This is a genomic window from Streptomyces sp. NPDC007929, assembly GCF_042959065.1.
Lineage (GTDB): Bacteria > Actinomycetota > Actinomycetes > Streptomycetales > Streptomycetaceae > Streptomyces.
In genome coordinates, this window is sequence record NZ_JBIBKD010000001.1 from 327115 (window position 1) to 352019 (window position 24905).

At 73.1% G+C, this 24905-nt stretch carries 23 protein-coding genes; 9 read left to right on the top strand and 14 right to left on the bottom strand.

From position 1 onward, the window contains the following. The first annotated feature begins 26 nt into the window (after positions 1 to 26). On the top strand, positions 27 to 839 hold the full coding sequence (locus tag ACFZDE_RS01495) for a LysR substrate-binding domain-containing protein (RefSeq protein WP_391196379.1): 813 nt from the start codon (positions 27 to 29) through the stop codon (positions 837 to 839). 48 nt (positions 840 to 887) lie between these two features. Here the strand turns inward: ACFZDE_RS01495 and ACFZDE_RS01500 are convergent, their stop codons facing one another. The 3 genes from ACFZDE_RS01500 to ACFZDE_RS01510 form a co-directional block, all read right to left on the bottom strand. After that, the gene (locus tag ACFZDE_RS01500; RefSeq protein WP_390991441.1) at positions 888 to 1640 is read right to left on the bottom strand and encodes a DUF4142 domain-containing protein; all 753 of its coding nucleotides are present in this window, start codon (positions 1638 to 1640) and stop codon (positions 888 to 890) included. Positions 1641 to 1932: 292 nt separating this feature from the next. Continuing rightward, the gene (locus ACFZDE_RS01505; RefSeq protein ID WP_391196381.1) at positions 1933 to 2628 is read right to left on the bottom strand and encodes an HAD-IA family hydrolase; all 696 of its coding nucleotides are present in this window, start codon (positions 2626 to 2628) and stop codon (positions 1933 to 1935) included. Positions 2629 to 2675: 47 nt separating this feature from the next. Further along, positions 2676 to 3152 carry an Lrp/AsnC ligand binding domain-containing protein gene (locus tag ACFZDE_RS01510; RefSeq protein ID WP_390991435.1) on the bottom strand — a complete coding sequence of 159 codons (477 nt, stop codon included), beginning with the start codon at positions 3150 to 3152 and terminating at the stop codon, positions 2676 to 2678. Positions 3153 to 3350: 198 nt separating this feature from the next. Here ACFZDE_RS01510 and ACFZDE_RS01515 point away from each other — a divergent pair, with 198 nt between their 5' ends. Continuing rightward, positions 3351 to 4841 (top strand): FUSC family protein, encoded by a 1491-nt coding sequence (locus tag ACFZDE_RS01515; protein ID WP_391196383.1) that lies wholly within the window; start codon positions 3351 to 3353, stop codon positions 4839 to 4841. A gap of 182 nt (positions 4842 to 5023) precedes the next feature. Beyond that, on the top strand, positions 5024 to 6058 hold the full coding sequence (locus ACFZDE_RS01520; RefSeq protein WP_391196386.1) for a beta-propeller fold lactonase family protein: 1035 nt from the start codon (positions 5024 to 5026) through the stop codon (positions 6056 to 6058). Positions 6059 to 6128: 70 nt separating this feature from the next. On the opposite strand, the gene ACFZDE_RS01525 is transcribed toward ACFZDE_RS01520, so the two are convergent. The 4 genes from ACFZDE_RS01525 to ACFZDE_RS01540 all read right to left on the bottom strand — a co-directional run bounded on the left by ACFZDE_RS01525 (position 6129) and on the right by ACFZDE_RS01540 (position 10072). Next, the gene (locus ACFZDE_RS01525) at positions 6129 to 7052 is read right to left on the bottom strand and encodes a sirohydrochlorin chelatase (RefSeq protein WP_390991426.1); all 924 of its coding nucleotides are present in this window, start codon (positions 7050 to 7052) and stop codon (positions 6129 to 6131) included. Positions 7053 to 7162: 110 nt separating this feature from the next. Beyond that, on the bottom strand, positions 7163 to 8149 hold the full coding sequence (locus ACFZDE_RS01530; RefSeq protein ID WP_391196388.1) for a BadF/BadG/BcrA/BcrD ATPase family protein: 987 nt from the start codon (positions 8147 to 8149) through the stop codon (positions 7163 to 7165). Further along, positions 8146 to 8823 carry a uracil-DNA glycosylase gene (locus tag ACFZDE_RS01535; RefSeq protein WP_390991421.1) on the bottom strand — a complete coding sequence of 226 codons (678 nt, stop codon included), beginning with the start codon at positions 8821 to 8823 and terminating at the stop codon, positions 8146 to 8148. Before ACFZDE_RS01535 ends, ACFZDE_RS01530 begins: the two co-directional genes overlap by 4 nt. Before the next feature lie 91 nt (positions 8824 to 8914). Beyond that, entirely contained in the window at positions 8915 to 10072 is a 1158-nt protein-coding gene (locus ACFZDE_RS01540; RefSeq protein WP_391196390.1) for a WD40/YVTN/BNR-like repeat-containing protein, read from the bottom strand. Positions 10073 to 10229: 157 nt separating this feature from the next. On the opposite strand from ACFZDE_RS01540, the gene ACFZDE_RS01545 reads away from it, so the two are divergent. Then, positions 10230 to 10814 carry a hypothetical protein gene (locus tag ACFZDE_RS01545; RefSeq protein ID WP_390991415.1) on the top strand — a complete coding sequence of 195 codons (585 nt, stop codon included), beginning with the start codon at positions 10230 to 10232 and terminating at the stop codon, positions 10812 to 10814. Between the two features lie 42 nt (positions 10815 to 10856). Here the strand turns inward: ACFZDE_RS01545 and ACFZDE_RS01550 are convergent, their stop codons facing one another. Both ACFZDE_RS01550 and ACFZDE_RS01555 read right to left on the bottom strand, forming a co-directional pair. Further along, on the bottom strand, positions 10857 to 12875 hold the full coding sequence (locus ACFZDE_RS01550) for a HEAT repeat domain-containing protein (protein WP_391196393.1): 2019 nt from the start codon (positions 12873 to 12875) through the stop codon (positions 10857 to 10859). A gap of 133 nt (positions 12876 to 13008) precedes the next feature. Beyond that, positions 13009 to 14679 (bottom strand): acyl-CoA dehydrogenase family protein, encoded by a 1671-nt coding sequence (locus ACFZDE_RS01555; protein WP_391196395.1) that lies wholly within the window; start codon positions 14677 to 14679, stop codon positions 13009 to 13011. Positions 14680 to 14754: 75 nt separating this feature from the next. On the opposite strand from ACFZDE_RS01555, the gene ACFZDE_RS01560 reads away from it, so the two are divergent. Then, a complete protein-coding gene (locus ACFZDE_RS01560; RefSeq protein ID WP_391196398.1) occupies positions 14755 to 15513 on the top strand; it encodes a PaaX family transcriptional regulator C-terminal domain-containing protein in 759 nt (252 codons plus the stop codon). 79 nt (positions 15514 to 15592) lie between these two features. Here the strand turns inward: ACFZDE_RS01560 and ACFZDE_RS01565 are convergent, their stop codons facing one another. Then, positions 15593 to 16381 carry a pectate lyase gene (locus tag ACFZDE_RS01565; protein WP_390991403.1) on the bottom strand — a complete coding sequence of 263 codons (789 nt, stop codon included), beginning with the start codon at positions 16379 to 16381 and terminating at the stop codon, positions 15593 to 15595. Between the two features lie 365 nt (positions 16382 to 16746). Here ACFZDE_RS01565 and ACFZDE_RS01570 point away from each other — a divergent pair, with 365 nt between their 5' ends. Next, complete coding sequence (locus ACFZDE_RS01570) at positions 16747 to 18063, top strand: PHB depolymerase family esterase (RefSeq protein WP_391197420.1); 1317 nt, start codon at positions 16747 to 16749, stop codon at positions 18061 to 18063. Positions 18064 to 18183: 120 nt separating this feature from the next. Here the strand turns inward: ACFZDE_RS01570 and ACFZDE_RS01575 are convergent, their stop codons facing one another. Beyond that, positions 18184 to 19263, bottom strand: a complete 1080-nt coding sequence (locus ACFZDE_RS01575; protein WP_391196400.1) for a tRNA-dihydrouridine synthase — start codon at positions 19261 to 19263, stop codon at positions 18184 to 18186. Positions 19264 to 19381: 118 nt separating this feature from the next. On the opposite strand from ACFZDE_RS01575, the gene ACFZDE_RS01580 reads away from it, so the two are divergent. After that, on the top strand, positions 19382 to 19732 hold the full coding sequence (locus ACFZDE_RS01580) for a helix-turn-helix domain-containing protein (protein WP_390991394.1): 351 nt from the start codon (positions 19382 to 19384) through the stop codon (positions 19730 to 19732). A 13-nt stretch (positions 19733 to 19745) separates the two neighbouring features. Here ACFZDE_RS01580 and ACFZDE_RS01585 read toward each other — a convergent pair whose 3' ends face one another. Further along, a complete protein-coding gene (locus ACFZDE_RS01585; protein ID WP_391196402.1) occupies positions 19746 to 21089 on the bottom strand; it encodes an FAD-dependent oxidoreductase in 1344 nt (447 codons plus the stop codon). A 209-nt stretch (positions 21090 to 21298) separates the two neighbouring features. Between ACFZDE_RS01585 and ACFZDE_RS01590 the strand changes: the two genes are divergently transcribed. After that, positions 21299 to 21757: a DUF6214 family protein gene (locus tag ACFZDE_RS01590; RefSeq protein WP_391196404.1), complete on the top strand. Its 459-nt coding sequence runs from the start codon at positions 21299 to 21301 to the stop codon at positions 21755 to 21757. A 53-nt stretch (positions 21758 to 21810) separates the two neighbouring features. Here ACFZDE_RS01590 and ACFZDE_RS01595 read toward each other — a convergent pair whose 3' ends face one another. Next, positions 21811 to 22464 (bottom strand): DUF305 domain-containing protein, encoded by a 654-nt coding sequence (locus ACFZDE_RS01595; protein WP_391196407.1) that lies wholly within the window; start codon positions 22462 to 22464, stop codon positions 21811 to 21813. A gap of 190 nt (positions 22465 to 22654) precedes the next feature. Here ACFZDE_RS01595 and ACFZDE_RS01600 point away from each other — a divergent pair, with 190 nt between their 5' ends. Next, a complete protein-coding gene (locus tag ACFZDE_RS01600; RefSeq protein ID WP_391196408.1) occupies positions 22655 to 24157 on the top strand; it encodes an LVIVD repeat-containing protein in 1503 nt (500 codons plus the stop codon). Here the strand turns inward: ACFZDE_RS01600 and ACFZDE_RS01605 are convergent. Continuing rightward, a complete protein-coding gene (locus tag ACFZDE_RS01605) occupies positions 24145 to 24831 on the bottom strand; it encodes a TetR family transcriptional regulator (RefSeq protein ID WP_390991379.1) in 687 nt (228 codons plus the stop codon). The two genes, ACFZDE_RS01600 and ACFZDE_RS01605, sit on opposite strands and share 13 nt — an antisense overlap. Between the last annotated feature and the right edge of the window lie 74 nt (positions 24832 to 24905).

Here is a 24905-nt window from a genome sequence, read left to right on the forward strand (position 1 = left end):
CCGACCACGGCCGGTAACCTGGCCAGGTGACAGGCTCGGATGCAACCCCCTCGTTCCGGCTCGCCTACGTCCCCGGGGTGATGCCCGACAAATGGGTGCGCATCTGGAACGAACGGCAGCCCGGCGTCCCGCTGACCCTCACGCAGGTGCCCGCCGCAGCGGCCGCCGAGCGGCTGCTGGGCGGGGACGCCGACGCGGGACTCGTCCGTACACCGGTGGACCGCGAGGTCTTCAGCGCGATCGCCCTCTACACCGAGCAGACGGTCGTCGTCGTGCCCAAGGACCACCTGGTCACCGCGGTCGACGAGGTCGCGCCCCAGGACCTGGCCGACGACATCGTGCTGCACCCGCTCGACGACGTCCTCGACTGGGAGAGCCTCCCCGGGCGGCCCGCGCTCGAACGACCGGCCACCACCGCCGACGCCGTCGAACTGGTCGCGGCCGGCATCGGCGTCCTCGTCGTCCCGTTGTCGCTGGCCCGCCTCCACCACCGCAAGGACCTCACGCACCGCCCCCTCAGGGACGCACCCGAGTCCAGCGTGGCCCTGGCCTGGCCCGAGGCCGCGAAGACGGACCAGATCGAGGACTTCATCGGCATCGTCCGCGGCCGCACGGTCAACAGCACCCGGGGCCGTCAACAGCCCCCCGAGCAGCAGAAGCCCCAGCGCGACGCCCGCCGCAAGCCACAGCCGACGAGGTCATCGGGCACGAACCGGCGCGGCGCCTCGGGCGGCGGGGCGAAGGGCGGTGCGGCGAAGGGCGGCGGGGGCAAGGGTGGCTTGGCCAAGGGCGGGACACCGAAGAGCGGCAAGCGGGGCAAGCCCCGCCGCCGCTCCTGACGTCCCGCTCCCGCGCCTCCCCGCGTCCAGCGCCTCCCCGCGTCCCGCTCAGCCCGCCGAAGGTGACGGCTGGATCGCGTTCGGGGCATCCGTCCGCAGGTCCTCCATGCCCTTGGGGATCTGCAGGGTCAGCACCGGCGCACCCGGCTGCGGAGGCGGGGGCGTCGTCATCTCCTGCGGCATCTTGGGCGGGCTGGTCTGCATGAGGTTGACCTGCTCGTGATTGACCAGGCCGGTCTTCTCCAGGATCGTGATGTGGTCCAGCACGGTGGAGTTGGCCTGGTCGGCGAGCTGGCGAACCAGCGTGTTCCTCGTGTTGGCGCGGATCTTGGCGATCGTCGAGAAGATCTGCCCGTGCGTGACCCGCATGATGCTCGTCGCCGTCGAGTCGAACTCCTTCCCCTGCGCGCCCTGTACCGTCGCGACGAACTGCTGCTGCTGCGGCGACGCCTGGTTGGGCAGGGTGATGCCCAGCTCGGGCGCGACCTTGCGGCACGCGGCGTCGAGCCGTCCGTGTCCGACGACCAGGTGCTCGCCGGCCTCCTTCATGGCGGCGGAGCCGCCGCGCTGCATCACCAGCAGACCCAGGGGGTGCTCCCACAGCCCGGCCGCGCGCACCTTCACCACGAAGTCGCGGTCCGCCTCCGTCAGGGGCCCGTACTGGGTGTTGGCGATGATGCGGTCCTGGCCGGAAGCCGTGTTCTGCACGCCCAGCATGCTGGGGTAGGCGAGCGCGGTGAGCGTAAGGATCAACGCACCGCCCACGAACGCGGTTCCTGCCGTGCTGCGCGAGATGCGCATCGTGCCTCCTGGGATATCAACGGCCCAACACCAAGAGGTACGGATGCCAGGTGCGAAACAATCACCTCCGCCGCAAAAAAGTTCGTGCGTGTACGGCGTGCTCCGCGGCCCTCGCGCACAGCCGGTCGAGGGCCTCAGGGCTGGTACGAGGCCGCTCCCGCCGTCGCCACCACCCTGTTCCCGTCCAGATCGCGGCCCCACCCTGGCGCTCTCCATGCCCGTGCCCTCGCAGCAGGTGGTGCCATGCTCGGGCGTGCAGTCACGGACATGATCGGGAGTCAGCCCGATGAGATCAGGAGAAGTCGGCCGATGTCACCAGCCAGTCGTACGCGGACCGTGCCGTGAACTCCCCCTGGCCGCCCGGCAGCAGCAGCCCCGCGGTGGTGAACTCCGGTGCGTCCGCCTGTGCCGGGACGTACGGGATCGCGATGCACCGCATGCCGGCCGCGTGCGCGGCGGCGGCGCCCGGAGCGGCGTCCTCCAGCACGACACACTCCGACGGTGCGGCACCGAGCCTGCGGGCCGCCTCCAGGAACACGTCCGGTGCCGGCTTGCCGTGCGCGACCTCGTCGGCGGAGACCGTGGTGTGCAGATGTGCGTCCAGCCCGGTCGCGGCCAGCACCGCGGCGATGGCCTTCGGCGAGGAGCCAGAGGCCACGGCCATGGGCACGCCCTCGGCCGCCAGCAGTTCGACGAAGGTGCGCATCTCCGGGTAGGCGTGCGTGGCGTCGCGGGCCAGCTCCAGGTAGCGGCGGTTCTTGGCGGCGACCAGTTCGTCCACCGAGGCGCGCAGGCCGTAGCGCTCCTTCCAGTCCGCGACCGTCTCCTGCGTGCTGATGCCGACGTACCGCTCGTGGTCCGCCCAGGTGAAGTCCGAAACGCCGTGGTCGGCCAGGGTCTGCCGACCCGCCTCGTAGTAGTTCGGCTCGCTGTCCACGAGGGTTCCGTCGAGATCGAAGATGACCGATGTGCCAGGGAGCGTGCTCATGGGGCCATGTTCTCAAGATCATTTCCGGGCCGGCCGCCCGGGTCGGATCAGGTGCGGGCCGACCGTCCGATCGACTCCACCAGCGGCAGCATCCGGTGGGAGACGCGCTCGCGCAGCGCGACCTCGGTACGGGTGCGCACCACGCCGGGCATGCTGATCAGCTTCTGGACGACGTCCTCCAGGTGCGCGTTGTCCCGCGCCACCACCCGGGCCAGCAGATCCCCGCCGCCCGTGATCGAGAAGGCCTCGACGATCTCCGGCACCGCCGCCAGCGCGTCCCCCACCTCGTCGAGATGTCCCTGGGTGACCTCGATGTGCACGAACGCCAGCACGGGATGCCCCAGCGCGGCGGGGGAGAGGTCCGGGGCCGTGCCGGTGATCACGCCGTCGCGCTCCAGCCGGTCGAGCCGGGCCTGGAGGGTGCCGCGGGCGACGCCGAGGATCCGGGCGTACTCGCGCACGCTCGTGCGCGGCTGCTCCAGCAGCAACCGCAGGATGCGGGTGTCGAGCTCGTCCACGGCCATGACTCCTCCTCCTCGTCCGTTGGCCCGGCCGCGGCCGCCCCCGGGCCGCTCGGGCTGTACCAATGGACCAGTCTAGAAGAGGCCGGTTGAGCCAGTGGCCCCCGGGATGCTGATATGGACGCGTCGATGGCGCTGCGGATCCCGCGGCGCCTTTTTCATGCGTGCTCATGGCCGGTGTTGCGAGAGGGGCGGTAAGCGGTGCTGAAGAGGGTGTTCACGGCTCCGGATCCGGGGCGGACGAGGTTGCGGTTCGGTGCGCGGGCCGTACTCGGCATCGCGCTCGCGGTCGCCCTGTGCGGCCTCGCCGGGCACTCACTGGCGGGGGCCGTCACCGGAGGGCTCGCCGCTCTGCTCGCCCTGTTCACCGTCACCGACGCCACGGTCCGCGGCCAGGCGGTCACGACCGCGCTGCTGCCCGCCGTCGGCCTGCCCGTGCTCACCGCCGCGGCCGAGCTGCACGACCATCCGGTGGCCCGCGACCTCACCTTCCTCGCCGTGGTCGGCGCCGGGGTGTACGCGCGCCGCTGGGGTCCGCGCGGGCACAGCCTCGGCGTGTTCGCGTTCATGACCTTCTTCGTCGCGCAGTTCCTGCACGCCACCACCGACCAGCTGCCCCAGCTGTACGTCGCGGTCCTGCTGTCCGTCCTCGCCGCCGCCGTGGTGCGCTTCGGCCTGTGGTGCTACGAGCGTCGCCTGCCGCCGCCCGCCGTGCCCGCGCCGCCGGGCGGCACCGGCCTCGCCCGGGTCACCACCCGGCAGGCGATCCAGGCCACCGCCGGGGCGGGCTTCGCCCTGATCGTGGGCCAGCTGGTGTCCGGGCAGCGCTGGTACTGGGCCGTCGGCGCCACCTGGTGGATCTTCGTCAACACCACCTCGCGCGGCGAGACCCTGGTCCGGGGCTTCCGGCGGCTGCTCGGCACGGTCATCGGCATCGCCCTCGGCCTGCTCGTGGCGGTGCCCGTGCACGGCGACCCGGTCGTCACGGCCGCCCTCGCCGCCGTCTGCGTCTTCGGCATCTTCTACACGGCCGCCGTGTCCTACACCTGGATGATGCTCTGGGTCACCCTCCTCGCCGGCCTGCTCTACGGACTCCTCGGCGTGCTCGGCCCCGGGCTGCTCGCGCTGCGGCTCGCCGAGACCGGCGTCGGGGCGCTCGGCGCCGCCCTGGCCGTGATCCTCGTCCTGCCCGTCACGACCCACAGCGTCACCGACGCCTGGATCCGGCGGGCCCTGGGCTGTGTGCACGCCTGCGCCGTCGAGACCGCCCGGCGGCTCGCGGGCGCGGCGGACGCCGACCCGGCCCCGCGGGTGGCCGAGCTGGAGCAGCTCCTCGCCCGGGTGCGGCTCTCGGTCGCCCCGCTCGTGCACCCGCTGAACCCGATGCTCGGCCGCAAGCGCCGGGCCCGGCACGTGCTCGCCCTCCTCGACGACTGCGCCCGCGAGGTCCGCGGCCTGGTCACCGTCGCCGCCGACCCGGAGGCCTCCCACGACACCCGCCTGGCCGTGGCCTGCGGCCGTGTGGAGGCCGCGGTCGAGGCCCTCACGGAGGGCAGGGACATCACGGTCCACACGGACGGCCCGCCCCACCCGACCCCGGCCCTGACCCACCTCCACGCCCTGGAGCAAGCCCTCTCCGCCCTGTCCCGCCCCTTGCGCACCCCGTCGGGCTCCCCGCTGGTGGGCACCTGACGTAACCGCCCGGCACGGCGCGCTGCGGGCTCGCGCTGCCCCGCGCGCCGGGCTGCCCCCCGCAGGGCGCCCTCGCGGACCGCGATCCGGCACCCGGGTGGTGCGGTCTTGACCCGTTGGTCTAGACCTTGCATGATCGGGCGCGCGGTGATTCCGGGTGGCGCGGTGAGAGGGGACAGCCGGTGGTGGACGGTGCGCGGCGGGCGTACATCGGGTCGTTCACGGCGGCCGGCGGTCCCGGGATCGTGACCGCGGAGGTCGACCCCGGCAGCGGCGCGCTGACCGTGCTGAGCAGTGTGGACGTCGTCCAGGACCCCTCCTGTCTGGCCCTCGCGCCCGACGGGAAGACGCTCTACGCGGTCAGCGAGACGGCCGACGGCGCGGTGGCCGCGTTCCGCGTGGACGGGGACACACCCGTGCCGGCCGGGCGTCCCGTGCCGGTCGGCGGCAGCGGCCCGACCCACCTCGGCCTGTTCGCCGGCCACGTCCTGACCGCCAACTACGGCTCCGGCAGCGTCACCGCGGTCCCCGTCCGCCCCGACGGCGCCCTCGCGCGGTCCGCCTCCGGCGTGCTGCGGCATCGCGGCGCCGGGCCGTACACCCCCCGCCAGCAGGGTCCGCACGCTCACCACGTGCAGCCCGACCCGAGTGGCCGCTGGGCCGTCAGCGTGGACCTCGGCACGGACTCGGTGCGGGTGTGCATGCTGACGGACGGTGCCCTGGCCCTGCACCGGGAGACCGCTCTGCGCCCCGGCTCGGGGCCGCGTCACCTGGCCTTCCACCCGGACGGCTCGCGGGCGTACGTCGTCAACGAACTGAGCCCCTCCGTCACCGTCTGCCGCTGGGACGCGGCCTCCGGCGTCCTGACACCGCTGTCCGAGACCCCGGTGCTGCCGGGCGCACCGGCGGGCGACGCCTACCCCTCGGGGATCGTCACCTCGCCCGACGGCCGCTTCGTCTGGACCGCCACCCGTGGGGAGGACGTCCTGTCCGTCCTCGCCGTCGAGGGCGCCCGGGGCGAGGAACTGCGGCTCGTCACCACCGTGCGCTGCGGCGGCCACTGGCCCCGCGCCCTGACCGCCTCGGCCGGCTTCCTGTACGTCGCCAACGAGCGCTCCGGCGACGTCACGTGGTTCGCCGTCGACCCGCTCACGGGAGTACCGCGACGGGGCGGCTCGATCCGGGTGACGGCGGCGTCGTACGTGGTCCTCGACTGAGGATCCGACAGCGAGAAGGCCCGCTCCGAACCGGAGCGGGCCTTCTCGGCGTCGTGCGCGGCGTCTCGCGTCAGCGAACCGGCGTGCTCTGCGCCTGCTGCGGCGCGATACCCAGCGCTGTCGTGTACTTGGCCAGCGCGAGCTTGCCGATCGCCGGGTAGGGGCCGAGCGACTCGGCGGCGGAACAGCCCGCCTCCTTCGCGGCCTCCTCGATCAGACCCTGCTCGATCTCCGGACCGATCAGATACGGCGCGAGCGCCAGCTGCTGCGAACCCGAGGAGCGCAGCTGCTCGGCGACGGAGGCGATGGAGCCCTCCTGGTCCAGCGCCGCGGCCATCACCGGCACGGCCAGACGCGCGGCGAGCAGCATGCCGGTGATCCCCGCCGCCTGCACGGCCTCGTCACCGCCCACCGACGCCAGGACGATGCCGTCCGCGGCGGTCGCCACGGTGAACAGCCGGGCGCGGTCGGCCCGGGCCAGACCGGCCTCGGACAGCCGCACGTGCAGCGCCTCGGCGAGCAGCGGGTGCGGACCGAGGACATCGGTCAGCTCGGCGGCGACACGGCTCTCCATGAGGGCCTGGCGGACCTGGCGCAGCAGCGCGCTGTCCGGGCCGGCGAGCAGCGGCACGACGACGGCGACAGGGCCGTCGGGCATCTTCACGTCCATGCCGGCGGCGCGGGCCTGCTCGAAACGGGCCGTGCGCTCCTCGGCGGTGTGCACCAGCACGGCCTGCAGCGAGGGAAACTCTCCGTTGTCCCCGTCCAGGTAACCGATGCGGGCGTCGAGGCCGGGCAGCTCGGAGCGGGCGATGCTCACGACCTCCTCGGCGAGGCTGCGCGTGGCGCTACTGGGCGTCCCCGGCACGGCGAGGACGAGCGCGGGCGCGCCCTCGGGAGCAACCAGCGGCTCGGGACGGCGGTGCCGTCCGGGCTGGCGGGGGCGCGGCATTCGTACAGGCAGGCCATCCGCGGGCCCAGTGGGGGAACTCATGGCGCCGCATGTTACTGGTTTCCCGGGTTCCCCTGTTCGGGGAGGGTGCAGGTGAGCGGTATCCGTCCTGTTTTGTCTGATGAGTTACGTACGGATGGGACGTGATCGGATCAATCACCCGGAAGGGTGGTCACGGACAGCATCGCCCCGTCACTCGGCAGCGTGAGCGAACCCGTGCTCAGTTCGGCCGCGATACGCACCGAGCCGTGCAGCGGATCACCGTCGGCCGGCACCCGCCGCACCTGCGGAAGCCGCTGCTCCAGTTCCTCGTCGAGCGGGCCGAGCAGCGGCGCACCCAGCTTGAACAGGCCGCCGGTGACGGCGAGGCACGGTCCGCCGCCGGAGGGGCACACGGCCGCCGCTGAGTCGGCCATGTGCCGGGCGGCCGCCCGCAGGATGCCCGCGGCGACGGGGTCCTCGTCCGCGCAGGCGGCCACCTGGGGAGCGAAGGAGGCGAGCACGGCCGGCCGGTCGGGCCGGGGGTACAGGGCGCCGGGCAGCCCCGTCACGGGCCCGAACACCTCCTCGGCGCGGGCCAGCAGCCGGGCGGAGGCGCCCGCACGCCCGTCATGGGCGCGCAGCGCGGCCTCGAGACCGGCCCGCCCGATCCAGGCGCCGCCCCCGCAGTCGCCGAGCAGATGCCCCCAGCCGTCCGCCCGCCGCCAGCCGGCGAGGTCGGTGCCGATCGCGATCAGCCCGGTCCCGCCGGCGATCACGGCACCGGGGCGTGACCCGAGGGCGCCCACGTACGCGGTCACCGCGTCGGCCGCCAGCGCGACCCTGCGTACGCCCCACTCCCGGGCCAGGGCGCCCGGCAGTTCGGCGCGCAGCCCGTCCCCGAGGGAGGCCAGCCCGGTCGCGCCGACGACCACGGTCGTCAGCGGCACCGCCCCCGCCTCGGCGGTCAACGCCCGTACCAGCGGCACGAGTCGCGCCATGAAGTGCCCGGGGTCGATGCCCCGCTCGCCGGTGCGGACCGGCTCACCGGATTCCCGCCGGGCGAGCGGTCCGCGCTCTCCGGTCCCCACCACGGCCCGGAGACCGGAACCGCCGGAGTCCACGGCGAGGAACCCGGAACCCTCCGACACCCCGGTCACGGCAGGCGCCAGTCCACCGGTTGGCCGCCCTGGCGGATCAGCAGGTCGTTGGCCCGGCTGAACGGGCGGGAGCCGAAGAAGCCCCGGTCGGCCGACATGGGGGAGGGGTGAGCGGATTCGACGGAGGGCAGATCGCCGAGGAGCGGGCGCAGATTGCGGGCGTCACGGCCCCACAGGATGGACACCAGCGGCTTGCCGCGCCCCGCCAGGGCCCGGATCGCCTGCTCCGTGACCTCCTCCCAGCCCTTGCCGCGGTGGGCGGCGGGCTTGCGCGGGGCGGTGGTCAGGGCCCTGTTGAGCAGCAGTACGCCCTGTCGCGTCCACGGTGTCAGGTCGCCGTTGGACGGCTGGGGGAGCCCCAGGTCGGCGTGGAGCTCGCGGTAGATGTTGACGAGGCTGCCGGGCAGCGGCCGCACCTCGGGGGCGACCGAGAACGACAGCCCCACCGCGTGCCCCGGGGTCGGGTACGGATCCTGACCGACGATCAGGACGCGTACGTCGTCGAAGGGCTGCTGGAAGGCCCGCAGGACGTTCGCCCCGGCCGGGAGGTAGGTGCGCCCGGCGGCGATCTCCGCGCGGAGGAAGTCCCCCATCGCGGCGACGCGTTCGGCCACCGGTTCCAGGGCCTTCGCCCAGCCCGCTTCGACGATCTCATGCAAGGGTCGTGGTGCCACGGGCGTCACCCTACTGCCGTACGGGCACCGGCGATCAACCGGTGGCCAACGCCTGTGCGCACCCTCGCCCCCTCCCGGCCGCGTCCGTGCCTCAGCCGACGCGCGCGGCGCGCACGCAGAGCACGTCCGGCAGATGCGCTGCGAGCTGCTGCCAGCTGTCGCCGTCGTCCGCCGAGGCGAACACCTCGCCGTTGCGGTTGCCGAAGTAGACGCCCGCGGGGTCGGCGTCGTCCGTGCACATCGCGTCGCGCAGCACCGTGCCGTAATGGTCCTCCTGGGGCAGGCCCGCCGAGAGCGGCTCCCAGCTCTTGCCGGCGTCCGCCGTCCGGTAGACGCGGCACCGGCGATCGGCCGGGACGCGGTCGGCGTCGGCGTTGATGGGGAACACGTACGCCGTGTCGCCCCTGTGCGGATGCGCCGCCACCGCGAAGCCGAACGTGGACGGCAGGCCCTCGCCGATGTCCGTCCAGTGCGCGCCCGCGTCGTCGCTGCGGTACACCCCCCAGTGGTTCTGCAGGTACAGCCGGTCCGGGGTGGCGCCGTCCCGCGCGACCTTGTGCACGCACTGCCCGAACTCCGGGTTCGGGTCGGGCAGGAACACCGCCGAGACACCCGAGTTGGAAGGCGCCCAGCTCGCGCCGCCGTCCAGGGTGCGGAACACGCCGGCGGTCGAGACGGCGACCGTCACCGCCCCCGGGTCGCGCGCGTCGGTGAGCACGGTGTGCAGGCCCTCACCGCCACCGCCCGGCACCCACTTCGACCGCGTGGGATGCTCCCACAGCGGCCGGACCAGCTCGAACGTCTCCCCGCGGTCCTCCGAGCGGTACAGCGCGGCCGGTTCGGTGCCCGCGTACACCACGTCCGGTTCGGCGGCGGCCGGGTGCAGTTGCCACACCCGCTCCAGGGACGCACCGGTGTCCTTGGGAAACTTGACGGCCGGGCGGGCCGGTTCGGTCCAGGACCGGCCGAGATCGTCGGAGTGGAACACCGACGGGCCCCAGTGCGCGCTGTCGCCTCCCACCAGCAGCCGCGGGGTGGCGGAGCGGGTGTCGATGGCGACCGAGTACACGGCCTGCGCGTTGAAGTAGGGGCTCTCGTCGAACTCCCAGCCGCCACCACCTCGCCGGCGCCCGATGAACAGGCCTTTGCGCGTGCCCACGGCGAGCAGTACCTCGGTCATGCCGATCACCTCCGCGGCGTCGTCCTTGACGCCCTCGTCCCGAACACCGGCCAGTCTGCACCCGACCACTGACAGTCACCTCCGCAACGGGGCCCGGCGCAGGTCAGCGGGGGTGTCGACGCCGTGGCGAGGGTCACGTCGGGCAGCTGCGGTGAGCACCAGGGCACCGCCGTCCGTATGGGGAGGACGGCGGGATGGTCGTGGGCTCGTGAGGAGGAGGCCTTCGATGGCGTTACGTGGTCCGGGTGTCTGGCTGTGGCGCTGGCGGCGCAATCCGCTCAAGCGCCGCGCCGACCGGGTGGAGGCCTGGGTCGTCCTGGGCGTGTGGCTGCTCACGGTCCTGGTCGGGGTGCTGGCCGGGACGGCGGTGAGCCGCTCGGTGGAGGACGGGCTGGCCCGGGAACGGGCGGAGTGGCGCCCGCTCGTGGCACGGCTCGCCGAGCGCGCTCCCGGGACGCCCTCCGACAAGACCCGGGTGTCCCGGGCAGAGCAGGTGTGGGCCACGGCCCGGTGGTCCGCCGCCGACGGCTCCGAACACTCCGGCCAGCTGCGGGTCCCCGCGGGCACCGCCGCCGGAGCCCCGGTCACCGTGTGGACCGACCCCGAGGGCCGCCAGGTGACCCGGCCCGTCACCGAGCCCCAGGCCCGCGTGCGGGCGTCCCTGACCGGCGGCGTCGCGGGCCTGTGCGCCGCGCTCGTCCCCCTGGGCGCCGGCCGCGGCCTCCGCGGCCTTCTGGAGCGCCGCCGCATCGACCAATGGGACGCGGAGTGGTCCCGCTTCGGCCCGATGTGGGGGCGCACGGCGGGGTGAGCCCCCGCAGCGGGCCGAGACGTACGTGGGCCCGGAGCCGCCTCACGGGTGGTACGCGTGCCCGGCCAGCGCCTCCCGGCACGTCCGCAGCAACACCAGGTCGTCCCGTATCCCGTGGCCGCCCAAGTCGCCGCGATGCCGGCGGGGAGCGGCGAGTTCCGCGCGTAGCACCTCGTGCAGGGGCGCTCCTGAGGGTCCCAGCGCCGCGACGCACTCGGCGATCGTCGTGCGTGTGCGCGGGTGTTCCGCCCATGTGGAGCGCAGGACGGGGAGGAACCGCTCCGGTTCACCGGCCGCGCGCCACACCGCGCACGCGGCCGTGGCCCGCGTCCCCGGGTCGCCGGAGGCGGCCAGCTCGCGCAGCCCGGGCAGGGCCGTCCGCGCCGCCGGACCCAACCGCCCCAGCACGGCCGCGGCATGCCGCCGACGACCGCTCCCGGTGTCCGACAACTCCCGCAGGAGTACGGGCAGCACGGCCTCGGCGTCACCCGTGACCGACCACAGCGCCTCGGCCGCCCCGACCGCGCCGCCGGTCCCCAGCAGCCCGCGCAGCTCCGGTATCGCCTCGCGCGCCGCGCCGCCGAACACGCCGAGGGCGCGGACCGCGGCCGCGATGACGATGCCGCGCCGCCGCGCACCGTCCGGCATGCCGCGCAGCAGACGCAGCACCGCCGGGACGGACTCGACGTCGCCCAGCGCGGCGAGGGCCGACAGCAGGGGAACGGCCCGCTCGCGCACGTCGGCGGCGTCGAGCGGCACGCGGGCGAGCCGCCGCCGCAGCACCGGGGCGAGCGGAACGGCCAACCCGCCCAGATGGGGTATCACCAGCCCCAGATCGTTCGGCACGACCGGGCCCGCCAGCACCTCCGCCAGCACCGGCACGGCCCGCGCGTCCCCGGCCCCGGCCAGTGCCTTGAGCGGACCACCCAGGGTCGGCGCACCCCGCTCCCCGTGCCGTATCCGCAGCTCGGGACGGTAGGCCAGCAGCGCGTGGAGAGGGTCGGCGGCGGGCGCGGCCAGCGCGAGGAGCTCCACCAGGACGGCGACCGCCGCGTCGTGCAACCGGGCCTCCGGCGCGCCCAGTTGGCTGCCTATGAGGGTGACCGGCTCAGCATGACCCGTACGCCACTCACGGATCAGCCCGGCGGACATCCACACGCCGTTGCACCGATCCAGGGGATCCGGGCTGGTCAACTGCCCGCACAGCAGGGCGACCCGGTCGGGCACCCGGCTGCCGAGCGCCGCGTGCAGGGTCCGCAGCAGCGCGGCCCCCTCCTCGTCCGAGGGGCGCAGCCGCCGCAGCCGGGCGGCGAGCGTGTCCGGGCCGGGAGCGTCGTACGGGCGACCGGCCGGGGCCCGCTGCCCGGATCTGTCCCGGAGCAGGCGGACGGCGGTCGCCACGAGATCGGCGGGCAGCCGGTCCTGGGCACACCCCGCGAGCTGCCCGAGCGCGGCGAGCCGCAGGGAGGGACCGTGCGGGGGCCCGCTCAGCTCGGTCAGGAGGCGCACCGCCTCGGCGGCGTGGGCGGCGTCGGCGGATCCGTACCGCCGCGCGACGCGGCCGAGGCTCTCCGCCAGAACGAGCAGCACCCGGTCGTCCCGCTCCACGGCGATCCGCTCCCGCAGCAGGGCGAGCACCCGCCCCGGCCGTCCGAGGAACGGCACCAGCGCCCCGGCGGCGGCCCGGCGCACACCGGGATCCGCGTCCCCCGCGAGGCGTTCGAAGACGTCGGCACGCACGCGCAGGGCTTCCAGCGCGCTCGCGGCGGGACCGCCCGGGGCGCCGTCGACGTCACCGATGCTGACGAGGAGTTCCACCACCTCCGCCCGGTCCCGCACCTCCTCGTGGCCGGCGAGCGCGAGGAGAAAGGGGACACAGGCGACCGCCGCGTCGTAGACCCCGCCCTCGTGGTGCACCGTGCCGTACATCCCGTCGAGCGCGGTCTGTCGCTCGGCCGGGTCGGCGGAGGCCAGTCCCCGCAGTAGTCCGGGCACGTCCTCCGCGCTGCCGTGGGCATGGCGCAGCGAGGCCCAGTCGACCTCGTCGATCCCCCTGAACACGGTGTCCTCCCCCAGGCGAACTGCCAACTGACGGGGAGTCTGCACCACAGCACTGACAACCAAGCGGAATCGGGCGATGACAGTGCGCGAACTGAGCGCACGATGGCTTGACTTCGAGGCGCCCCCGGTGCCGTCAGCCGACCCCGCCCGGCAACGCCCGCTCCACGATCACGTCCAGGCCCGCCGACTCCGGCAGCGTCCCGAACGCGTGCCCCCAGTCGCCCCCGAGCCGCGTCGCGCAGAACGCGTCGGCGACCGCCGGCGGGGCGTGCCGGACGAGGAGGGAGGCCTGGAGGGTCAGTGCCATCCGCTCCACGAGACGCCGTGCCGTCGTGGCGGACGCCTCGGACAGCCCCACCCTGAGCCGCGTCACGGCCGCGTCCAACCGGGCGTCCGCGCCCCGTGCGAGGTCGAGCTCCCCGAACAGGGCCTCGGCGGTACCCGGTTCACGGCTCAGCGCTCGCAGCACGTCGAGGGCGTTGACGTTCCCCGAGCCCTCCCAGATCGACAGCAGGGGCGCCTCCCGGTAGTGCCGGGGCATGCCCGAATCCTCGACATAGCCGTTGCCGCCCAGGCACTCAAGGGCCTCCGCGGTGAAGGCCGGGCCGCGCTTGGTCACCCAGTACTTGCCGACGGCGGTGGCGATCCGGCGGAACGCCGCCTCGCCCTCGTCCCCGCGGATCGCCCGGTCGGCCGCCCCCGCCAGCCGCAGGGTGAGCGTCGTGGCGGCCTCCGACTCCAGCGCCAGATCGGCGAGAACGTTGCGCATCAGCGGCTGGTCCACCAGCCGTGCGCCGAACGCGCTGCGGTGGCGCGCGTGGTGCCCCGCCTCGACGAGCGACTTGCGCATCAGCGCGGCCGACATCATCACGCAGTCCAGCCGCGTGCAGTTGACCATCTCGATGATGGTCTTGACACCCTGGCCCTCCGGCCCGACCAGCCAGGCCACCGTCCCGTCGAACTCCGGCTCGGAGGAGGCGTTGGACCGGTTGCCCAGCTTGTCCTTCAGCCGCTGGATGCGGAAGGTGTTGCGGGTGCCGTCGGGCAGCACGCGCGGCACCAGGAAGCACGACAGCCCGCCCGGGGCCTGCGCGAGCACCAGGAACACGTCGCACATCGGCGCCGAGGTGAACCACTTGTGCCCGCGCAGCGTGTACACACCCTGCTCGGCAGTGGGTGTGGCCGCCGTGGTGTTCGTGCGGACGTCGGAACCGCCCTGCTTCTCGGTCATCCCCATGCCCGCCAGCAGCCCGCGCTTCTCCGTGGGCTCCCGCAGGACGGGGTCGTACTCCCGGCTCGTCAGCAGCGGTTCGTAGAGCTTCGCCAGCTCCGGCTGCCTGCGCAGTGCCGGGACGGCCGCGTAGGTCATCGACGTCGGGCAGCCGTGTCCGGCCTCGGTGTGCCCCCACACCAGTCCGCCCGCGCTGCGCACGACATGGGCGCCGGGCCGCTCGTCCGACCAGGGCGCGGCGGCCAGGCCCTCCCCGATCGCCGCGCGCATCAGGTGGTGCCAGCTGGGGTGGAACTCGACCTCGTCGACGCGGTGGCCGTACCGGTCGTGCGTCCGCAGCTCCGGCTCGTGGCGGTTGGCCAGATCGGCCCACTCCTGTGCCTGGGCGCTGCCGGCCAGCCGTCCGAGCCGCCGCAGGTCCTCCTCGGCCCACCCGGCGCCCTCCCGCCGCAGCCCCTCCAGCAGGGCCGTGTCGTCGGAGGCATCGTAGGGCGTGAGGGGCGGGGCCTGGTTGGTGACGTCGTGCGTGCCGGGACCGCCGTGCGCCCGCTGTTCGTCCAGTGTCGAGACCATACCGCGAGTGTTGCACTATGGCTGCGACCGCAGCAATACTGCAACACCGCAATCCGCCGCGTACAGTACGTGACCATGCCGATGAACGTCCCGGCGCGGTCCGGCGCGCTCGATCCGCGTCCGCTGTCCGCGCGGTCGGTCGTGCTCAGCCTGCTCCTCGGGACGCATCCCCCCGAGCTGCCGGTCAGGGACCTGGTGCGGCTCGTGGAGGGCTTCGGCGTCGGCGGCTCCACCCTGCGGGCCGCGCTCAGCCGGATGGTCGCCGCGGGGGACCTGCGGCGCACGGACGCCGGCTACCGCCTCAGCGACCGGCTGCTGGAGCGCCAGCGTCGCCAGGACGACGCCGTCCATCCGCGCACGCGCGCGTGGGACGGTGACTGGGAGATGGTCGTGGTCACCGCGACCGGCCGCGGCCCCGCCGAACGGGCCGAGCTGCGCGCCCGGCTGGGCGCCCTCCGGCTCGCCGAACTCCGCGAGGGCGTCTGGCTCCGCCCCGCCAACCTGGCCCGCGCCCTGCCCGGCGACCTGGACCGGGTGGCCGAGCGCTGCACGGCCCGCCCCGACCGCGCCCCGGGCGAACTGGCCGAAACGCTGTGGCCGCTGGCCGCCTGGTCCGCCACGGCCCGGGCCCTGCTGGACCGTGTCGCCGCCGCGCCCCGTCCGGCCGACCGTCTGACCGCCTTCGCCGCCGTCGTACGGCACCTGCTCGCCGACCCCGTCCTGCCGCCCGCACTCCTGCCCGCCGACTGGCCCGGCTCCGCACTGCGCGCCGCCTACACCGACTACCAGCGGGAGCTGGTCGGGGAGGTACGCGCGCGCGTGCGCGGCACCTGACGCGGACGGCCGTGCGCAGCGCCCGCCGGGACGCTCCGCACGGCCGCCGGCACCGTGGGGGGAGGCTGAACCGCCCCTGCTACCTGTAGGTGATGTCCGAGGTGGAGTACAGGCAGTTCTTGCTGTCGGGGCCCGATCCGACGGCAGTGTTGTTGTTGTACTTCTGGCAGGGGACAACCTTGCGGCTGGAGTCGTTGCGGATCGTGATGTTCCGCAGCGTCGCCACGTCGTTGCGGTTGACGTTGATGCCGACGAGCCGCGCGGTGGAACCGGTGCCGGTCACGTCGATGGTGTTGAGGTTGACCTTGCGCGTGTACTGCGTGGAGCAGTCGCCGCACGAGCGGTACAGCGTCTTGAACTCCTGCACCGCGAAGTTGGAGATGGTCAGGGTGCCGCCGCCGTTGTGCTGGAAGACCTTGTCCGCGGCCTTCTTCGCTCCGCCGCCGATCACCTGGTAGGTCGCGCCGTTGCCGCCGCGGAAGGTGGCGGCGTCCTCGCCGACGTCCTCCCACCAGACGTTCTGCAGGGTGCAGCTGCCCTCGCAGTGGACGCCGTCGGCCGCGGGACCGCCGAGGATCACGTTCTTCAGCACCGCGCCGTTCGCGAGCTTGAAGATCGGGTCCTGGCCCTCCTCCTGGCCGTCACCGGCCAGGTCTCCGGTGCCGTAGTACCGCTTCATCCCGTAGTCCTTGGTGCCGGACACGGAGATGGTGGAGGAGGTGCCCTGGCTGCCGTTGGGGGTCGGCCAGGTCGCGGCGCTCGCGGTGGGCGCGTGGGTGGTCATGATCATGCCAACCGATAGGCCGAGGGTGGCCAGTGCGCCGGTCAGTGCGCGCCTGCGGGCGTGCGGACGTGTCGCAGAAGTCATGTCCCGATTCCTTCTGTTGTGGGGGTGGGGCACTTCGGTCTCTTGCGGAGCCCGGGCATCCCGTCGGGGGCGTGCTTCCATGGAGCTGGTTCATGCCTGTGAATGTCGTTCAGTCAGCAGTCCCGTGCAGGCCTATGGCGGGGCTGCACCTGTCCTGCGGGTCGCACTGTTGAACGGAACGTAGGGGGCAAGCGCTTTCTAGTCAACGCCTCGCGCAGAACGCGTTCGGCCGCTCCAGGTCAGGGCGAGGAAGGTGTGGGAGCGCTTCCATGAAGGCCATGTGCATGTCACCATGCCGAACGGATGCCTCCTGAACCGCATCTCACGACGGAAGGAACCCGGACGTGCCTGCCACCCCCCACCCCATGGCGCCCAGACGCCTGCGGTCGTTGTTCCTCGCGCTCGTCGCCGCGCTGCTGCCGTTGCTCGCGGCCACCGCGCTCACCGCACCCGCGGCCGCCGCGGAGCCGGCCCGTGCCGCCGCTCGCGCGGGTGCCGTCCCTGCCGCCGCCCTCACCGAGGTGACGAACTTCGGTGCGAACCCCAGCAACCTGCGGATGTACCTCTACGTACCGGAGAGCGTCACGCCGAAGCCGGCTGTCGTGGTCGCCGTGCACTGGTGCACCGGCTCGGGCCCCGACATGTACAACGGCACCGAGTACAAGACTCTCGCCGACCGCTACGGATTCATCGTGCTGTACCCGTCCGTGACCCGCAGCAGCAAGTGCTTCGACGTCTCGTCGCCCCAGGCGCTGCGGCGCGGCGGCGGCAGCGACCCCGTCGGCATCAAGTCGATGATCGACTGGACGACCCGGACCTACGGCGCCGACACCAGCCGGATCTTCGCCACCGGCATCTCCTCCGGCGCGATGATGACGAACGTCCTGCTCGGGGACTACCCGGACGTGTTCGCGGCGGGCGCCGCCTTCTCCGGCGTGCCGTTCGGCTGCTTCGCCACCACCGACGGCTCCGAGTGGAACAGCGCCTGCTCGGGCGGCTCGATCGTCCGCACCCCGAAGGAGTGGGGCGACCTTGCCCGGGGCGCGTACCCCGGCTACACCGGCACCCGGCCCCGGATGCAGATCTGGCACGGTACCCAGGACGACGTCCTGCGCTACCCCAACTTCGGTGAGCAGATCAAGCAGTGGACCGATGTGCGGGGCGTGAGCCAGACCCCCGCCGCCACCGACACGCCCCAGTCCGGCTGGACCCGCACCCGCTACGGCGGCACGGGCGACCGGGCTCCCGTGGAGGCCATCAGCCTCCAGGGCGTCGGCCACAACCTCTACGCCCAGGGCATGGCCTCCCGCGTGCTCACCTTCTTCGGCCTGGACGGCTCCGGACCGGCCCCCCAGCCCCAGCCCGGCGGCTGCGAGGTGACGGCCGCGGTGCAGGCCTGGAGCACCGGCCTGACCGCGTCCGTCACCATCACCAACACCGGCACGACGGCCGTCGACGGCTGGAAGCTCGGCTTCGCGCTGCCCGCGGGGCAGACGGTCACGGGCGGCTGGGGCGCCACGTACGCGCCGTCGTCCGGGTCGGTCACCGCCACCAACGCCGCGTACAACGGCACCATCGCGCCGGGCGCGAGCGTGAGCATCGGCTACCAGGCGAGTCACGGCGGCAACAGCGCCGCCCCGTCCGCCTTCACGCTCAACGGAACGGCGTGCGCGGCAGGTTGACCGGGTTGACCGGCCTGTGCGGGTGCCGGGCCGGGCCGTCGGATCATGCCGAACGGTGGTACCGGATCAGACCGACCGGCCGGTGGTACCGGATCAGGCAGACCGGCCGGTGGTACCGGATCAGACCGACCGGTGGTACTGGTCCGGCACCCGCACCTCGCCGCCGAGCTCCCGCGCCGCGTGCCGGGCCCACGAGGGGTTGCGCAGCAGCTCGCGGCCCAGCAGGACCGCGTCCGCCTCGCCGTTGGCCAGGATCTTCTCGGCCTGCTCGACGTCGGTGATCAGCCCGACCGCGGCGACCGGCAGGCCCGTCTCGTTCTTCACCCGGGAGGCGAAGGGCACCTGGTACCCGGGGCCGGTGGGGATGTGGACGCCGGAGGCGTTGCCGCCGGTGGAGACGTCCAGCAGGTCGATGCCGTGGGCCCGCAGATCGGCCGCGAGGCGCACCGTGTCGTCCGCGGTCCAGCCGCCCTCCTCGAGCCATTCGGTCGCCGAGACGCGGAAGAGCAGCGGCTTGTCGTCCGGCCACACCTCCCGTACGGCGTCGACGACTTCGAGGGCGAAACGGGTGCGGTTCTCGTACGAGCCGCCGTAGGCGTCCGTGCGGTGGTTGGAGTGCGGGGAGAGGAACTCGTTGATCAGGTAGCCGTGGGCGCCGTGGATCTCGGCGACCTCGAAGCCGGCGGCGAGCGCGCGACGGGCCGCGGCGGCGAACTGTCCGACGGTGTCCTTGATCTGGCCGACGGTCAGCTCGGCCGGGGCCGGGTGGCGCTCGTCGAAGGCGAGCGGACTCGGGGCGACCGCGTCCCAGCCGTGGGCGTCCGGGCCGACCGGTGCGCCGCCCTTCCAGGGGCGGTCCGTCGACGCCTTGCGTCCAGCGTGGGCCAGCTGGATCGCCGGCACGGTGCCCTGCGCCGTGAGGAATCGGGTGATGCGGCGGAACGCCTCGACCTGCGTGTCGTTCCAGATGCCCAGGTCGTAGGGGGAGATGCGGCCCTGCGCCGACACCGCGGTCGCCTCCACGATGATCAGGCCGGTCCCGCCGGTGGCGCGGGCGGCGTAGTGCGCGAAGTGCCAGTCGGTGGGCACCCCGGTCTCCGGACCCTTCGGCGCCGCCGAGTACTGGCACATCGGGGGCATCCACACGCGGTTCGGGATCGTCAGCTCGCGCAGGGTGAAGGGCTCGAAGAGCGCGGTCACGGCGGACTCCATTCGTCACGGGGTCGATGTCGACTCGTACGATAGGCATCGTAGTACGGCGGATGTCAAACTACGAGGGTTCTCGTACTATGGAGTCCCCGAGGAAGTGGAGCCCGCCGTGTCGTCCCCCGCAGTCAGCAGTCGAGACCTGCCGCATCCCGCGTCCGGCGAGATCAGGCTGGAGGATGTGCTGCACGCGCTCTCGGATCCGATGCGGCTGCGGATCGTCCGGGAACTCGCCGCCGCCCCGGGCGAGTTGTCCTGCTCGCACTTCGATCTGCCGGTCACCAAGTCGACCACCACGCACCACTTCCGGGTGCTGCGGGAGAGCGGGGTGATCCGGCAGGTGTACCGGGGCACGGCCAAGATGAACGGGCTGCGGCGTGACGACCTGGACGAGCTGTTCCCCGGGCTGCTGGCCGCCCTGCTCGACGCCGCTGCCCGGCAGGCCGCCCGGCTCGGAGGCTGAGCGCCCCGCGCCCTCAGGGGGCCTTGCCCGCCGCCGCCTTCAACAGGGAAGGCCAGTCCGCGAGTTTCACCACGCCGCGCCCCAGCGACGCTCCCAGCTCCGCCTCCGCCCGCTCGATCGCCTGCCACCCCGGCCACTCCACCGGGTCGGTGCCCGCCGTGCGCAGCGCCGGGAGCGGGTCGTCGGGCAGGGCCCGCGCGGCGAGGACGGGCGCGTCCGCCAGGAGCGAGGTCGCCGTCTCCTTCGCGCAGGGGCGGTTCGTGCCGATGACGCCCGTGGGGCCGCGCTTGATCCAGCCCGCCACGTACTCGCCCGGCGCGACGTCGCCCTCACGCAGGACGCGGCCGGACAGGTTCGGGACGGTGCCGGTGACCGGGTCGAAGGGGAGGCCCTCCAGGGGGACTCCGCGGTAGCCCACCGAGCGCAGGACCAGCTGCCCTTCGACGACCTCGTGGTGCCCTGTGCCGCGCACGCCACCCCGGCCGTCCGGGGCCGTCCGCTCGAACCGCACCGCGTCCACATGGCCCCGCTCGGCGACCAGTTCCGCCGGGCGGAGGAAGAACCGGAGATGGATACGGCGCGGGGCGCCCTTCGGGGGTGTCGCGGCCCAGTCGCGCAGGACCTCGACGTTGCGGCGCTGCGGGGCGGGCAGCGCGGACGGATCCGCGTATCCCGGGTCCAGGGCCAGCTCCGCCGGGTCCACGACGACGTCCGTCTCCGGCAGAGTGCCCAGCTCGCGCAGCTCCTTGGTGGTGAACCGGGCCTGGGACGGACCGCGCCGGCCCACCATGTGGATCTCGGTGACCCGGCTGCCCGCCAGGGTGGTGAGGGCCGCCTGCGGCATGTCGGTCGGGGTCAGCTCGGCCAGTCCCCGGGCCAGCATCCGGGTGACGTCCACGGCGACGTTCCCCACCCCGATGACCACGGCCGACCGGGCCTCCCGCAGGAAGCCGGCGTCCACGGCGTCCGGGTGGGCGCTGTACCAGGACACGAACTGCGTCGCCGACCAGCTCCCCGGCAGGTCCTCACCGGGGATGCCCAGACGCCGGTCGGTGGCGGCGCCCACGCAGTACACCACCGCGTGGTACAGCTCCCGCAGACGGCCGGCGCTCACGCCGCCGGGGCCGATCCGCACCCCGCCGAGGAACCGGACCCGCTCGTGCTCCAGGACGGCGCGCAGGTTGTTCTGCAGGGACTTGATCTTCTCGTGGTCGGGTGCCACACCGTAGCGGACCAGGCCGTAAGGGCACGGCAGCCGGTCGAGGACGTCGACGCGCACCTCGGGGTCCAGCCGGACGAGACTCTGCGCGGTGTAGCACCCGCTGGGTCCGGAGCCTACGACGGCGACTCGCAGCACGGCGGAACTCCTTACCGGAGGGATCCGACTCATCTCAGGAGAGCGCTGACGCCTCCAGCATCGCACCGTGCGGGCTCCGCTGACAGGGTGCAGTGAGCCGCCCGCGACGCGTGTCCGATCTGTAGGGAATGTGATCATGCGGTTACGTTCAGTGTGTGCTGGAAGCATCCTTTCTGAATCTTTCCGATCGCTCTCCGGCGGACGGTGCGGTGGCCGTGCGCCCCGCCTGGGAAGTGCGGGAGAGCGAGGGCGCCACGCGCTGGTTCGAGGTCCGGCTGGCGTTCGCGGACGGCGCCCGGGTCGACGCGCTGGCCGTCGTGGGCGGCGGATGCGTCTGCGTCGAGGAGGTGCGCGCTCAGCCCGCGCTGTCCCTCGACGACCTGGCGGTGCTCGCCGACTGGATCGAGGAGTCGGTCGCCGAGGCGTGCGGTGCGGAGCCCGCAGCCGACGGCCGCGGGAGCGAGGGGCGCCGGGCCCGGCCCGCCTGGCCACGTGGGGCGGAGGGGAGGCTGCTGGTGGCGCGGGAGTACCGCGCGGCCCAGCAGGACGGCGCCGACCCGGTCCTCGCCGTGATGGGCGCGACCGGGCACAGCCGTCGGACCTCGCTCAGGCTGATCGGCCAGGCCCGGGACGCGGGCCTGCTGTCGCCGCGCCGCGCCCGGCGCTGAACCGAGAGCGCGCCCGGCCCTGAACCGGGACGAGGTGCCGCCCCCGCGCGGGATCAGAGCATGTTCCGCATCCGTGTGATCTCGCTCGTCTGCTGTGCGATCACCTCGTCGGCCATCTCCTCCACGCGGATGTTGTTGCCCTGCCCCTTCACGTCCGTGGCCATGGTGATCGCACCCTGGTGATGGGTTGTCATCAGGGTCAGGAAGAGGCGGTCGAAGGCCTTCCCGTCGGCCGCGCGGAGCTTCTTCAGCTGTGCCGGGGTCGCCATGCCGGGCATGGTGGCGTGCTCGTGCCCCTCGGCCTTCAGTGGCTTGCCGTACGACTTCAGCCAGCCCTTCATGGCCTCGATCTCCGGCTTCTGGCCGGCCGCGATGCGCTGGGCGATCCTCTTCACGTCCTTCGACTCGGCGCGCTTCGGGGTGAGTTCGGTCATCACCAGGGCCTGCGCGTGGTGCTCGATCATCATCCGCACGTAGGAGACATCGGCCGAGTTGGGGGAGTCGTTCTCCGAGCGCCGGTCGGCGGCCTCCTCGGCGGACAGGGTGCGGTTCGCCTCGCCGGGTTCCCCTGGCGCGATCACGGCGGGCCCGTCCGCGGCGGCCGGCCCCCGGTCCGTGTCCGAGTCACAGCCTCCGGCCGCGAGCACGGCCAGGGCGACCAGCCCCGTCGTGACGGCGGACGCCCGGGACACACGGCGGAAGAGCACAACGACCTCCTGTGGCAAGCGGGTTGGGACGCACCTCGGGGTGTGGACGACGTACTCGCACGTTTCCGCGGGTCATTGATCGGAAAACTTCATTGCGATTCTGTTGCCCCCTGTTGGTATGTGCATGACGAAGACGATACTGCGTGGTGCGTGAACCGTTCCGCAGTGAACGGAACCAGGGAGGAAAACAGTGATCCTGTTGAACGACCGCAGAACACGCCGCAGACGCCTGGGAGTTGCCGCTGCCGCCGCCGGGCTGCTGGCCGCGCTCCTGACGGCGGCACCGGCAGGGGCCACGCCCGACCCCGGGGACGCGCCGACCGCGCCGAAGAAGGTCTCCAAGAGCGACCAGGCAGAGGTCCGGGAGGCCATCCGGAACGGCGACATACCCGCCCAGGACGAGATCGTCCACTCCGACAACATCCAGCACCTGGCCCACGTCCCCAAGGACGTGCTCCAGGGCACGAACTCGGACCTCGCCTTCCAGGGCAGGTACGCGTTCGCGGGCAACTACGACGGCTTCCGCATCTTCGACATCAGCAACCCCAGGGCGCCCAGGACCGTCGCCCAGGTGCTGTGCCCGGGCTCACAGAACGACATCTCCGTCTCCGGTGACCTGCTGTTCCTGTCCACCGACTCCTCGCGCAGCGACAGCAGTTGCTCCAGCACCACCCAGCCGGCGACCGAGAAGTCCTCGTGGGAGGGCATGAAGGTCTTCGACATCAGCGACAAGCGCAACCCGAGGTACGTCGCCGCCGTCGAGACCGCCTGTGGCTCGCACACCCACACGCTGGTGCCCGAGCGCCGCAACGTCTACGTGTACGTCTCCTCGTACTCGCCGAACGCCGCCTACCCCGACTGCCGGCCGCCGCACGACGGCATCTCCGTCATCAAGGTGCCGCGCAAGGCCCCCGAGAAGGCCAAGGTCGTGGGCTTCCCCGTGCTGTTCCCCGGTGAGGGGCCGGACGGCGGCGGCAACCCGGGCGGACCCACCAACCCGGGCGTGTCCAAGACCACCGGCTGCCACGACATCACCGTGCTGCCGTCGAAGGACCTGGCGGCGGGCGCCTGTATGGGCGACGGGATCCTGTTCTCCATCAAGGACCCGGAACGCCCGAAGGTCATCGACCGCGTCCAGGACAACGTGAACTTCGCGTTCTGGCACTCGGCGACCTTCAACCAGAAGGCGAACAAGGTCGTCTACACCGACGAGCTGGGCGGTGGCGGCGCGGCCACCTGCAACGCGGAGATCGGCCCGGACCGCGGTGCCGACGGCATCTACGACATCGTCGGCAAGGGCGACAAGCGCAAGCTCGTCTTCCGCAGCTACTTCAAGATCCCCCGCCACCAGGCGGACACCGAGAACTGCGTCGCCCACAACGGCTCGCTGATCCCGGTCAAGGGCAAGGACATCATGGTCCAGGCCTGGTACCAGGGCGGCGTCTCCGTCTGGGACTTCACCGACTCGGCCAAGCCGAAGGAGATCGCCTACTTCGACCGCGGCCCGCTGACCACCGACACGATCAAGTCGGGCGGTTCGTGGTCCGCCTACTACTACAACGGCTACATCTACTCGAACGAATACGCCCGGGGCTTCGACGTCCTGAAGATCGACGACCGGCGTACGAACCCGGCCCGCCGGGTCCACCAGCGTGAGCTCAACGTCCAGACCCAGCCGGACTACTTCGACTGACCCCGCGGGTCGCACTCCGGTGCGGCCCCGGTCGCGAAGAACCGCGACAGATCCTTGTCGCCCCTCCCGCCGCGGGCCCCGGCCTCCGGCGGGAGGCCCAGCTCCCAGCCGAGCCGGTAGCGCTTGAACAACTCGGCGCGCAGCACCGGCACCGGCATCGGAGCCCCCGGCACCAAGGCCGCGTACACCGATCCCATCAGCAGGGCGCGCATCATCGGGTAGTCGCTGTCGACGTCGGGCGAACCGTGCCGGGCCATGGTGTCCCGCAGCAGTTCGGCCAGTCGCCGCTGCTCCGGGCACTGCATGAAGCCTTCGGCCTGGAGGATCCCCGCCATGTGCTGGCGCATCAGCACGGGCCGGTCACGGGCCAGCCCCAGGATCGCGTCGATGGCCCGGGCCATCCGCTCCCGGCCGTCCTCCGTGCGCGGCTCGCGCTCCAGCGCCTCTTCCAGCGTGCGGTGCATCAGCCGGTGCACGGCGGACTGCACCAGCTGGCGCTTGCCGGGAAAGTAGTACGACACCAGGCCCCGGGCCGATCCCGCCCGGTCCGCGATGTCGCCGAGCGTGGTCGCGTCGTAACCGCGTTCACTCACCAGCTCGACCGCCGCCTGGAGGAGCCGCTCCCGGGAACGCCGCCGCAACTCTTCGTTCACCGAGGCGCTACGCGGAGACATGCTGCAACTCCTGTGTTGACTGGCTGCCAGCCAACTATACTCAGAGGACCGACCAGGATCTGTCAGGTCCGGGC